At 35.9% G+C, this 12434-nt stretch carries 13 protein-coding genes; 5 read left to right on the forward strand and 8 right to left on the reverse strand.

Features of this window, described 5'->3' with window-relative positions:
- Nucleotides 1–1272 carry a lipid IV(A) 3-deoxy-D-manno-octulosonic acid transferase gene (gene waaA, locus B6C99_RS04965; protein WP_086358824.1) on the reverse strand — a complete coding sequence of 424 codons (1272 nt, stop codon included), beginning with the start codon at nucleotides 1270–1272 and terminating at the stop codon, nucleotides 1–3.
- Nucleotides 1273–1274: 2 nt separating this feature from the next.
- The gene (orn, locus tag B6C99_RS04970) at nucleotides 1275–1841 is read right to left on the reverse strand and encodes an oligoribonuclease (protein WP_086358825.1); all 567 of its coding nucleotides are present in this window, start codon (nucleotides 1839–1841) and stop codon (nucleotides 1275–1277) included.
- A gap of 80 nt (nucleotides 1842–1921) precedes the next feature.
- On the opposite strand from orn, the gene rsgA reads away from it, so the two are divergent.
- The gene (gene rsgA / locus B6C99_RS04975) at nucleotides 1922–2947 is read left to right on the forward strand and encodes a small ribosomal subunit biogenesis GTPase RsgA (RefSeq protein WP_086358862.1); all 1026 of its coding nucleotides are present in this window, start codon (nucleotides 1922–1924) and stop codon (nucleotides 2945–2947) included.
- 86 nt (nucleotides 2948–3033) lie between these two features.
- On the opposite strand, the gene B6C99_RS04980 is transcribed toward rsgA, so the two are convergent.
- Together B6C99_RS04980 and dauA are read right to left on the reverse strand one after the other, a co-directional pair.
- On the reverse strand, nucleotides 3034–3585 hold the full coding sequence (locus B6C99_RS04980) for an HdeD family acid-resistance protein (RefSeq protein ID WP_086358826.1): 552 nt from the start codon (nucleotides 3583–3585) through the stop codon (nucleotides 3034–3036).
- A 174-nt stretch (nucleotides 3586–3759) separates the two neighbouring features.
- Nucleotides 3760–5433 carry a C4-dicarboxylic acid transporter DauA gene (gene dauA / locus B6C99_RS04985; RefSeq protein WP_086358827.1) on the reverse strand — a complete coding sequence of 558 codons (1674 nt, stop codon included), beginning with the start codon at nucleotides 5431–5433 and terminating at the stop codon, nucleotides 3760–3762.
- Between the two features lie 187 nt (nucleotides 5434–5620).
- Here dauA and B6C99_RS04990 point away from each other — a divergent pair, with 187 nt between their 5' ends.
- On the forward strand, nucleotides 5621–6988 hold the full coding sequence (locus B6C99_RS04990; RefSeq protein ID WP_086358828.1) for a histidine-type phosphatase: 1368 nt from the start codon (nucleotides 5621–5623) through the stop codon (nucleotides 6986–6988).
- 4 nt (nucleotides 6989–6992) lie between these two features.
- Here B6C99_RS04990 and dtd read toward each other — a convergent pair whose 3' ends face one another.
- The 4 genes from dtd to rpsT all read right to left on the reverse strand — a co-directional run bounded on the left by dtd (nucleotide 6993) and on the right by rpsT (nucleotide 9272).
- A complete protein-coding gene (gene dtd, locus B6C99_RS04995; protein WP_086358829.1) occupies nucleotides 6993–7427 on the reverse strand; it encodes a D-aminoacyl-tRNA deacylase in 435 nt (144 codons plus the stop codon).
- Between the two features lie 8 nt (nucleotides 7428–7435).
- Nucleotides 7436–8278, reverse strand: a complete 843-nt coding sequence (locus B6C99_RS05000; RefSeq protein WP_086358830.1) for a virulence factor BrkB family protein — start codon at nucleotides 8276–8278, stop codon at nucleotides 7436–7438.
- Between the two features lie 11 nt (nucleotides 8279–8289).
- Nucleotides 8290–8892 carry an SPOR domain-containing protein gene (locus tag B6C99_RS05005; RefSeq protein ID WP_086358831.1) on the reverse strand — a complete coding sequence of 201 codons (603 nt, stop codon included), beginning with the start codon at nucleotides 8890–8892 and terminating at the stop codon, nucleotides 8290–8292.
- Nucleotides 8893–9008: 116 nt separating this feature from the next.
- Nucleotides 9009–9272 (reverse strand): 30S ribosomal protein S20, encoded by a 264-nt coding sequence (gene rpsT, locus B6C99_RS05010; RefSeq protein ID WP_086358832.1) that lies wholly within the window; start codon nucleotides 9270–9272, stop codon nucleotides 9009–9011.
- Nucleotides 9273–9502: 230 nt separating this feature from the next.
- Between rpsT and pgk the strand changes: the two genes are divergently transcribed.
- From pgk to rplK, 3 genes are all read left to right on the forward strand, one after another.
- Nucleotides 9503–10666 (forward strand): phosphoglycerate kinase, encoded by a 1164-nt coding sequence (pgk, locus tag B6C99_RS05015; protein ID WP_086358833.1) that lies wholly within the window; start codon nucleotides 9503–9505, stop codon nucleotides 10664–10666.
- A 73-nt stretch (nucleotides 10667–10739) separates the two neighbouring features.
- Nucleotides 10740–11819 (forward strand): class II fructose-bisphosphate aldolase, encoded by a 1080-nt coding sequence (fbaA, locus tag B6C99_RS05020; RefSeq protein ID WP_086358834.1) that lies wholly within the window; start codon nucleotides 10740–10742, stop codon nucleotides 11817–11819.
- 183 nt (nucleotides 11820–12002) lie between these two features.
- Nucleotides 12003–12431 (forward strand): 50S ribosomal protein L11, encoded by a 429-nt coding sequence (rplK, locus tag B6C99_RS05025; RefSeq protein ID WP_034884321.1) that lies wholly within the window; start codon nucleotides 12003–12005, stop codon nucleotides 12429–12431.
- Nucleotides 12432–12434: the final 3 nt, after the last annotated feature.

Here is a 12434-nt window from a genome sequence, read left to right on the forward strand (position 1 = left end):
TTATGATTTTTCAAGATAGTGATGGATAACCTCAAGAAGGCGATTTAGCGCACCTTGGTTATTTTTTAAAACTTGATAGGCATTTTCGCCAATTTGCTGACAACGACTTTCATTATGTAATAAGCTATTAATTGTGGAATAGAGCGAATCAGCAGAACTGTCACATACCAGCATGCCATTAGCCTCAATTAACTGTTCACCAATAACTTTAAAGTTAAAAAAATGTGTACCGCTTATAATGGGAATATGGTGTAGGGCCGGTTCCAGTGGGTTATGTCCACCATGTTCAATTAAACTACCGCCAACAAAAGCAATATTAGCCAAACCATAAAGTTCCAGTAATTCTCCCATGGTATCACCCAAAATCACTTGTGTCAGATCTGTAGGATTTTGTTTGCTACTGCGTGTAATATAATTCAAGCCATTATCGGCAATTAGCTTTTCAACGGTTTTAAAACGTTCAGGGTGACGAGGGACTAAAATAAGTAATAAGTTGTCATGATTTTTAATAAGCTGTTGAAATGCTGATAAAATGATTTCATCTTCACCTGAATGGGTGCTGGCAGCGATTAGTACTGGTCGATGCAATTGCCATTGCTGTTTTAACTGCGCAAGATTCTGTTGTTGCTTGGCTGTGAGTTCAATATCAAACTTAATACTACCCGTTACCGCTAAATGATCTGCCGGTAGACCCAATGAGATAAATCTATCACCGTCTTGTCTATTTTGGGCGGCAACGGTGCTGATTTTAGCTAATAGTTTACTAATAGCTTGTCCTAGTTTATGGTATCTTTTGGCTGAACGTTCTGATAAGCGGGCATTAGCAATAATCAATGGAATTTTTTTGCTATCACATTGGCTAATTAAGTTTGGCCAAAGCTCTGTTTCCATAATTATGACTAATTTGGGCTGAACTGTTTTTAGAAAGCGATGTATTGCACAAGGCAGATCATAAGGCAAGTAGACATGACTAACACTCTCTTTGAGTATTGATTTAACTTGTTTAGAGCCAGTGGGTGTCATGGTCGTCACCGTAATCGGTAACTGTGGATATTGGCTTTGAAGTGCTTTAATCAATGGAATTGCGGCTAACGTTTCGCCGACAGAAACCGCATGTACTAAAATTCCACCTGATTTAACTTTATTTTTGCAAAATCCATAACGTTCTAACCAGCGTTTACGATAATCTGGCGCTTTACGGCTGCGCCAAAGTAATCTAAGCCAGACTAGTGGCTGAATTAGATAAAGTAAGATCGTATATACAATACTCATGATCATTCATTAGTAAGATTAAAAAAGTGTTGTCGGTAATAAACTAATTCGGCGATGGAGTCGCGAATATCATCTAAAGCTTGATGTGAACTCTGTTTACTGATACCTTTTAATATTTCTGGTTTCCAGCGTCTGGCTAATTCTTTAATCGTACTGACATCTAAATAGCGATAATGAAAATATTTTTCTAAATTTGGCATATAGTTAAATAGAAAACGGCGATCTTGGCCAATGGTATTACCACAGATTGGCGAACTGTTTTCCGGCACCCATTGTTTTAAAAATTCAAGGGTTTGTTGTTCAGCTTGTTGTTCGGAAATGGTACTTTGACGCACACGTTCAATTAATCCGGATTTGCCATGCGTTCTTTGATTCCAATCATCCATAAGCGCAAGTTGTTCATCTGATTGATGGATAGCAATGACTGGGCCTTCAGCTAGGATATTTAAATTAGAATCAGTTACGATGGTAGCGATTTCGATAATCCGATCGCTATTTGGATCAAGACCTGTCATTTCTAGGTCAATCCAGATAAGATTACTACTGTTTATATTTACTTGTGTCGTCATAATTTTCGAGATAAATTTTCTTTTTAATACCGAGTAGTGTAGCATAAGTACCAAACTGTTTGAGCAAAAAATTAGTTACTGTGGCGAAAAATCAACTCTCAAAAAATCAAAAAAGGCGTATGGCCGCTAAGCATCAACAGCGTTTAGAAACTAAGTTAGATGACAATCTGGCTAATTTTTCTGCGCCTCGTGATGGCGTGGTAGTGAGTCGCTTTGGCAAATCAGCGGATGTTGAAGATAATGCTGGCAACATCTACCGATGTAGTATTCGTCGTACTTTACCATCATTAGTGACCGGTGATAAAGTATTGTGGCGTGAAAGTTTAGAACCGAATACTAATGGTATTATAGGAGCCGTTCATCCTCGTCATTCCGAGTTAGTACGACCTGATTTTTATGATGGCGTTAAACCTGTTGCCGCCAATGTCGATCAAATTGTTATTATTTCTGCGGTATTACCTGAATTATCATTTAATATCATCGATCGTTATTTAGTTGCATGTGAAGCGACTAAAATTACCCCAATTATCGTATTGAATAAAATTGATTTGCTTGATGAACAAAAAAAACAAGAGATTGAACAGCAGTTTCTTATTTATAGCAAAATTGGTTATCAAGTTTTATATATCTCTTGCCAATCACAGCAGGGTATTGCGCCTTTGCAGCAGGTATTAGATGGCAAAATATCTATTTTAGTTGGGCAATCAGGTGTCGGTAAATCGAGTATTATCAATTTGCTATTACCTCATGATCAAGCGACGCTAACTGGTGAAGTGTCTGAAATATCGGGGCTTGGCCAACATACCACAACTTCAACTCGACTTTACCATTTACCTAATGGCGGCGATATTATAGATTCGCCGGGAATTCGGGAGTTTGGTTTATGGCATTTAGAACCCGAGGAAGTTATTGCCGGTTTTGTCGAATTTGATGATTATTTAGGGGGGTGCCAATTTCGGGATTGCAATCATTTAGATACCCCAGGTTGTTTATTGCAAAAAGCGGTTAGCGAAGGAGCGATAGCGCCATCAAGATTAGCTAATTATCATCGAATATTGCAGTCAATGCGTGAAGTCAAAACGAAAACTAATAAAAGTTATAAATGACCATCTTTGATGGTGATTAGCTGTTTTATTTATGAACCGCTTAGTTTTATTGCTCACAAACGATGTTGTGAGCAATAAAATAAAATTTAAGATCTAGAGTTTTTTAATGCAGAACCGATAGTAATATAAGCAAAGCCTTGGAATACTAGATCTATTCCTAAAAACATACCTAATACCCAAATACTATCATATGGCCAGCCTGCCATCAGCATAAGCCCTAAAATGATGTTAATAATCCCAGAAAAAATGATCCATACCCAACGCGGTAAATTGCGGTTACTCATTGCAGCAAAAATTTGAGTAAACCCGCTAATTGTTAATAATAATGAAATAAGTAATGTTAATGCTGAAGAGACAGCAATGGGTTGGAAAAATGACATTAGACCAATAAAAATATATAAAATTCCCATAATGGCCCATAAAGCAGTTTGCCCAACCCCTTTGATGTTAAAAGAGTGGATAACTTGTATAATACCTGCGATAAAAATCAGTGAGCCAATAAAATAAACAGAAAACACAGTGGCGATGAATTGATAACCCAATGCCAAGCAACCGAGAACAATTAAAATTATACCAATTACAATAAACCAATTTGCTTTTTGTTTAAAACTTTGAATAATGTTTTCATTAGCTATCATATAAATTTCCTGTTTTTGTTGTTAATGTAATCTATTAAATAAACAAAATTTTTTAAAATAATTATTAGTCATATTAGTTTAGAGAATAGGTGATACAGAATACTTAGTAAAAATCAGACGATTTACTTTCACTAAGTATAATATTTGATCAATATAATAAAACCAATTTAGTTATTAAATTTTATCTTTCAGTGCTTCATCTAAAGTTGGATAAAACATTAATTTGTCTGCGATTGGTACAATTTTTGCTCGTGCTAAGGTTTTTAATGGTTGAAATTGTAGTTCGCAAATAGATAGATCAACTTGTGGCGGTAATTCATCAATAAAATGGATTAGTGCATTTAAGCCACCAGCATCAAGAATAGGTACTGCATCCCATTGCAAAACAATATGTTGGTAATCATTAATTTTCTGATATAACTCTAAGAATGTCTTTTCAGCGGCAGCGAAGAACAATGGACCATTGATACGTAGAACTAAGGTTTTTTCATTTACTTGATTCAATTCGACCAAGCGAGTCATACGGGCAATACGCCGCATAAATAAGATAGAGGCTAATACAATCCCCAGTGTAATAGCAATAACCATATCAAATAATACGGTAAGTGACATGCAAATAAGCATGATAATAATGTCGTCTTTAGGCGCACATTTAATAATATAGATTACGCGTTGAACGGCACTCATATTCCATGCAACAATTAACAATAATGCTGCCATTGCTGATAATGGGATAAATGATAAAAGCGGAGCAAAACAGATAAGGGCCAATAATACGATTAATGAATGCAATACTGCGGCAATCGGTGAGGTGGCACCAGCTTTAACATTTGCTGCCGAACGAGCTATTGCTGCTGTTGCTGAAATTCCTCCGAAAAACGGTGCAATGAGATTACCTAAACCCTGGCCAATGAGTTCGCTATTGGAATGATGTTTGGTATGTGTCATTTCATCCAACACGACTGCACATAGCAATGATTCAATTGCACATAACATTGCCATAGTTAACGAGATCGGAATTAAAGCGGTTAATGTCGGCCAATCCCATGTAAAAGTGGCGTGTTCCCATGGTAAGATAAATTCTGGCAAAACCGGCGGAATACCATGACCAACAGTGTTATCGGCTAATGTATAAGTGAATCGTGAACCTATTGTTTCGATGTGATAGCCAAATTGGTTGAATAACAACATGGTTAAAATACCTGCAATTAATGCTGGTAAATGGCCAGATATTTTTACCCGAAATTTAGGCCAAACAACTAGAACAATCAGTGTAACAAAACCAACTAGGGTATCGGCGATATTAATAGTTGGAAAAGTTCTAACTAGTTCAATAACTTTATTGATATAGCTTTCTGGCATATGTTCTAACGTTAAGCCAAAGAAATCTTTTATTTGCATGGTGGCAATCGTTATCGCAATACCGGAAGTAAAACCTAATACCACCGGTAGTGGAATGTATTCAATTAATCGCCCTAAACGAATCACTCCCATTAATATCAAAAAAACACCGGAAAGTAGCGTGGCAATTAACAGTCCGGATAAGCCAAATTGTGTAGAAACAGGATATAGAATTACCACAAATGCCGCAGTTGGTCCCGAAACGCTAAAACGTGAGCCACCGGTAAGGGCTATCACAAACCCGGCGATAATTGCCGTATAGAGGCCATGCTGAGGCGCAACACCACTCGCAATAGCTAGAGCCATAGCTAGCGGAATAGCGATGATACCAACGGTTATTCCGGCAATGAGATCTTTAAGAAAACGTGTTGTGTTGTAAGGAGTATTTATGCAAGCTGATATAAACGCACAGCTAATTTTAGTACCAGAAAGGCCATATAATTTCATTATTTTTTAAATCAATTAAATGAGTTATAAAAAGTAGCTAATAAGATAATCTTTTTTTTAAAAATTGAAAGAGTGTTATTAAAATAATTACATGATTTTCGGTTAAATTATGTCATTAATAGTATACAATGATCAAAAAAGCACTCATATTTTCCACTTATATTGTTGATTATAGGTAGGAGTCATTATGTCTTTTATAAAACAATCTTTTTTTATCCAGTTTTTAATCGTCGCAATTTTATTGCTGATATTCTCTCCCCTCAGTTTGGCAAAAATGATGACATCAGGCTCAAAGACCGCGTATCAATATGTTAAACAACCAACTGCTGTACCAGCTGGTTATCAAGCATTTTATATTGATCATATTGGTCGCCATGGTTCACGTTATCTTAGTAAATCCAAATATGAAGATATTGCTTATAGCGTATTAACCTTAGCTGAAAAAAATAATCAATTAACCGATATGGGAAAATCATTATTAAAGCAAATTATTCGTATTAACGCACTGAATAGAAATCATTATGGAGAGCTTACCGATCTTGGTCGAAAAGATATTAGTTTGATTAGTCAACGGATGTTAAACAACTATCCGACAGTTTTTAAAGGACAAAAAATCGAAGTAATATCATCAACTTCACCGCGAGCGAAAGAAACTGCGGAAATTTTTGTTAAACCATTTAAAGCGAATTATCCTGATATTCAGATTTTTCAACCACCAGAAAATAAACAAACGTTATTACGTTTTTTTGAGTATTCTCCGGCATATGATGCTTATAAGAAGAGTAAAAATATCAAAGCTGCGTTAAAATTGTTAGAACGTGCAACTAAAACTGCGGATATGAGCCAAGATGTTGCCCGTTTGATATTCACTGCTGATTTTATTCATCAGTTAAATAATAGTGTTGCTTTATCTGAAAAATCTTCAATTAAAACAGCAGATTTTGTTATTGCCATTTATCAACTTTATCAAGAATTATTATCGTTTCCGCCAGAAACGCTAGCTGGTAACCATCTTGATTTTAGTGATTATTTTACTCAAGATCAGCTAGTGTGGTTTAATACGGTAGTTACAGCTAAAAATTTTTTACAAATAGGTCCTGCTTTTGATGCAAAGGGGATTCAAGTGAAAATTGCTGCCCCACTATTGTTGGATATGCTAAAAACTGCTGATAAGGCTATAACCGATAAGAATGTCGATGCTAACTTACGCTTTGCACATGCTGAAACCGTTTCGCCATTAGCAACATTGCTTGAACTTGAGGGAGCATATACAGCGGTTAATTCAGTGGAGGACTACCCTTCCGTTTGGCAAGCAGAAAGAATTATTCCTATGGGAGCCAATATTCAATGGATTTTTTACCAAAGTAACCAATCTAATCAACCTATATTAATCAAAGTGATGTTAAATGAACGAGAAGTCCATCTTCCTTTGCCAACCAATAATTTTCCATACTATCAATGGGATGAAGTTAAACAATACTATAAAAATAAACTGCATAAGTTAGGTCTGACAGATGAGAGCGCCTCATTGGAATGGTTAAATAAGGTAAAATAAGTTATTAAACTTGTAGCCAAAAGGTCACTGGACCATCATTAATCAGCGCTACCTGCATGTCAGCGGCGAATTGTCCTGTTTGAGTTTCAATATGCTGTCGGCACTGTTTGACAAAAAATTGGTAAAGCTCATTGGCCATAGCGGGCGATGCGCCTTTTGTGAAACTTGGGCGCATACCTTTTTGTGTATCCGCTGCTAGCGTAAATTGTGAAACAACCAATAATTTACCATTTATTTGCTGAACATTGAGGTTCATCTTGCCATCATCATCACTGAAAATACGATAACCAAGTACTTTTTCCCGCAAACGTATCGCTTTTTGCTCGTTATCACCTTGCTCAATACCAAGTAAAACAAGTAATCCCTGATCTATTTGACCAATAATTTGATTATCAACAGAAACTGATGCTTGTTTTACGCGTTGAATTAGGGCAATCATAATAGATACTACTCCGGTTTAGGTGAGTACTTTAACAGTACTTTTCTTTGTTTATTAAAGTCAGTTAGGGTTGCTGCAAATTCAGCGCCAAATAGTACTATACACCACGAACAATAGATCCAAACCAACATAATAGGAATTGAAGAAACTACGCCATAAATTAGTTGATAAGTTGGGAAAGAAGTAACATACAGCGCAAAAGCACGTTTACCAATTTCGAATAATATTGCGGCAACTAAAGCACCAATTGCCGCTTCTTTAAACGGTATTGATTCAGTAGGAATAATGCTGTAAAGCAACCAGAATCCAACAATCGATATGATAAATGGTAAAGTGCTCAGCAGTAAATCACCACTAGCGGCAGTTGATAACCATTTTAATGAAAATATATAAGAACTTACTGCTATACTCGATCCGACTAAAATAGGACCTAATGTTAAAATTGTCCAATACATGGTTAAGTTATACATGAATGAACGTTTGCGTTTGGTTCGCCAAATACGGTTTAACGCATTATTAATTGAATTAATCAGTAGTAATGATGTCACCATTAAACCGATAATTCCGACAAAAGTCATTTTTTTTGTGTTGGTAATAAATTGTTCGAGATAATTTTGAATGGTGTCACTTGCAGTAGGGACAAGGTTGCTATAAATGAGCTGTTTTAATGATTGACTAACTTCATCAAACATAGGAAAGGCTGATAATAAAGAAAAAATAACGGTTATCAGTGGGACTAATGCAAGTATTGTTGTATAAGCAAGTTCTGCCGATGATGTGGTTAAGTGATCATGATTTATACGCGACCATAACATTGTCAGAAAGGTCTGTATATGTTTAAGTATATTCATAATATACCTTTTTAATTAGAAATAATACAGTTATTAATCCCATTTGTTTTTAAAGTACTTAACACCTTTTGCGCATCACCTTTATTTGAATATGGCCCAACGATGACTCGATATAGCTGCTGACTAGAAAATATCTTACCACTAATGCCTGTCATTGCCAGTGAGGCTTTTAATATATCTGCATTCGTTTTATCTTTAAATGCGCCACACTGTAGTAACCAATTACTATTGTCAGTATTTGCTAATATAGTTGGAGAATTTGTAGATGTTGTTGTGGCAGGCGTATTATTCATAAAACTATCTAATATTTGTTGTCTTTCGATTGTTTCTAAATTGGAATTACCACTAGCATTAGGTGTTTCTAATTCTTTGAGATAGGTCCAACGCTCCTGTGGTTTTTCTGGTAAGATTGCTGCTGGTGATTCAGTTTTTACTTTTGGTCGTTCAACAGGTTTTTCAGGGGAATTGGTTGAAATAAAATATAGAATAGAAGAAAACAAAATAATAATGATGAGCGCGAGGAATATCATTAAAGACGGAAGTATTCGGGACTTATTTTTTTTAGCTTTTCTTTTTGGTTGGCTCTTTTTTCTTACATAATCGCGTTGAACCACAATATACTCTCTTTGTTATATTCATATAAATTTAAATAATAGTATATTAATAAAAAAGTGGCCTACACCACTTTTTTTCAATTTTGTCTAAATTTATTTGTCAACAGAGTAAAGTATTAAGCTAATGCTTTAATCTGTTTAATTAAATTCGCTTTATGACGTGCAGCTTTATTTCTGTGGATTAAACCACGAGCCGCTTGACGGTCAACAACTGCTTGCATGTCTTTGAATGCTACTTCAGCTGTTTGTTTATCACCAGCTGCTACAGCTGCGTAAACTTTTTTAATATAAGTACGCATCATTGAACGGTTACTAGCATTATGTTTACGGCGTTTTTCGGACTGAACCGCACGCTTTTTAGCTGATTTGATATTAGCCAAAGTCAACTCCCAAGTTTAGATAAAATACATATTAATAAGGCGGGGAAATATGCCTGATTTTCTTTCTATTGTCAATGCAGTTACATAAAAAAATTTGCTATACAAAGTATAAATGACTTTATTTCAAGTAAATGTTTACTATATAACCGATAATGATTGTAACCTAAAAACAAATTTTATGTTAGAATAACAAAAATTTTATTGTTTATATATTTATAAGAGGAAGTCTCATGTCTATCATTAGAATGCAAGATCTTGATCTAAAAGGGAAACGTCTATTTATTCGCTCAGATCTTAATGTGCCAGTCAAAAATGGTAAGGTTACTTCTGATGCGCGAATTAAAGCATCATTACCTACTATTGAAGAAGCCATTAAAAAAGGCGCTAAAGTAATGGTTACTTCTCATATTGGCCGTCCAACGGAAGGTGAATATAACCCTGAATTCTCTTTACAACCAGTGGTGGATTATTTAAAAGAACATGTTTCTTTCCCTGTTCGTCTAGTTAAAGATTATCTTAACGGTGTCGACGTTAAAGAAGGTGAACTTGTTGTTCTTGAAAATGTACGTTTTAATGTTGGCGAAGGTAAAGATGACGAAGCTTTATCTAAAAAATATGCAGCACTTTGTGATATCTATGTAATGGATGCATTCGGTACAGCTCACCGAGCGCAAGCTTCAACTCATGGTGCTGGTAAATTTGCTCCAGTTGCTTGCGCAGGTCCATTATTAGCCGCAGAACTTGATGCATTAGGTAAAGCACTTGATAATCCAGCTCGTCCAATGGTCGCGATTGTTGCTGGTTCTAAAGTATCAACTAAATTAACTGTTCTTGATTCTTTATCAAAAATCGCTGATCAAATTATTGTTGGTGGTGGTATCGCTAATACCTTCATCGCAGCTGAAGGCTATAATGTGGGTAAATCACTTTATGAAGCTGATTTAATTCCTGAAGCGAAAAAATTAATGGCTAATTGTCATATTCCAGTTCCAACTGATGTTCGCGTAGCAACAGAATTTAGCGAAACAGCAACGGCAACTGAAAAATCAGTTAAAGATGTGAAAGAAAATGAACAAATCCTTGATTTAGGTGATGAGTCAGCAGAAGCGTTAGCTGATATTATCAAAAAAGCAAAAACCATTTTATGGAATGGTCCTGTCGGTGTGTTTGAGTTCCCTAATTTCCGTCGTGGTACTGAAATTGTTGCTAAAGCAATTGCTGATAGCCAAGGTTTCTCAATCGCCGGTGGCGGTGATACATTAGCGGCAATTGACTTATTTGGTATTGAAGATAAAATCTCTTATATTTCAACTGGTGGTGGTGCGTTCCTTGAGTTTGTTGAAGGTAAAAAACTTCCTGCAGTTGCTATGCTAGAAGAGAGAGCAAAAGCGTAATATTTTTCTATATGAAGGATGAGCCGATTACTCATCCTTTACTTTTTATATAAATAAATCTATAGGTATTAAAATGGCTACAAAGATTTCTGATGTCGTGAAACCTGGTGTTGTAACCGGTGATGATGTTCAAAAAGTGTTTCAAGTTGCTCGTGAAAACAATTTTGCATTACCAGCTGTTAACTGTGTTGACACTAATACAATTAACGCAGTAATTGAAACTGCCGCTAAAGTTGGTTCTGCTGTTATCGTTCAATTCTCTAATGGCGGTGCTCAATTTATCGCGGGTAAAGGATTAAAATTAGATGGGCAAGAAACTGCTGTTTTAGGTGCAATTTCTGGTGCTAAACATGTTCACCTTATGGCTGAAAAATACGGTGTACCTGTTATTGTTCATACCGACCACTGTGCTAAAAAACTTCTTCCTTGGGTTGATGGATTACTTGACGCCGGTGAAGCTAACTTTGCTAAAACTGGTAAACCTTTATTCTCTTCTCACATGATCGACCTTTCAGAAGAATCTTTGAAAGATAACATTGATATCTGTTGTCAATATCTTGCTCGTATGTCAGCAATGAAAATGACATTAGAGTTAGAACTTGGTTGTACTGGTGGTGAAGAAGATGGCGTAGATAATAGCCATATGGATAGTTCAGCACTTTATACTCAACCAGAAGATGTTGCTTATGCTTATGAACGTTTAAGTGCAATTAGCCCTCGTTTCACTATCGCTGCATCATTTGGTAACGTTCATGGTGTTTACAAACCAGGTAATGTGAAATTAACGCCAAAAATTTTAGATAATTCACAAAAATTTGTATCTGAAAAATTCAATTTACCAGCTAAATCATTGAACTTTGTGTTCCATGGCGGTTCAGGTTCTACACCAGAAGAAATTGCAGAAGCAGTAAGCTATGGTGTTGTTAAAATGAACATTGATACTGATACTCAATGGGCAAACTGGGCTGGTATTTTAGGTTATTACAAAGCAAATGAAGCTTATCTTCAAGGTCAATTAGGTAACCCTGAAGGCGTTGACGCACCGAATAAGAAATACTATGACCCACGTGTATGGTTACGTAAAGGTCAAGAATCTTTAGTTGCACGTTTAGAACTTGCATTTAAAGAACTTAATGCTGTCGACGTACTTTAATACTTTTTATTTTTATTCTATAAAAGCAGGGTTGTCCCTGCTTTTATTTTATCTGCTAATAAAAATCTTGCATTTTCGTAATAATTGTAGGATAATCTCGCCCTCATTTAACTTAGGGGAGCTGTCTATTTATTAATAGTTGTTATTAATAGAGGCGTTTGCACCCGAGAAAAGGAAACTAAAATGGCAAAAAAAGTACAAGCTTACATCAAGTTGCAAGTTGCAGCTGGTGCAGCAAATCCTAGTCCGCCAGTTGGTCCAGCACTTGGTCAACATGGTGTGAATATTATGGAATTTTGTAAAGCATTTAACGCTAAAACAGAAAGCATGGAAAAAGGTTTACCTATTCCTGTTGTTATTACTGTCTATTCTGACCGTTCATTCACTTTTGTAACTAAGACACCTCCGGCCGCTGTATTATTAAAGAAAGCTGCTAAAATCAAGTCTGGTTCAGGTGAGCCTAACAAGAAAAAAGTAGGTAAAGTAACTAGCGCTCAAATTCGCGAAATCGCTGAATTGAAAGCTGCTGATATGAATGGTGCAACCATTGAAACGATGATGCGTTCTATTGAAGGAACAGCACGTTCAATGGGCTTGGAAGTGGAGGGTTAATTC

The organism is Gilliamella sp. N-G2, assembly GCF_002142215.1.
GTDB lineage: Bacteria > Pseudomonadota > Gammaproteobacteria > Enterobacterales > Orbaceae > Gilliamella.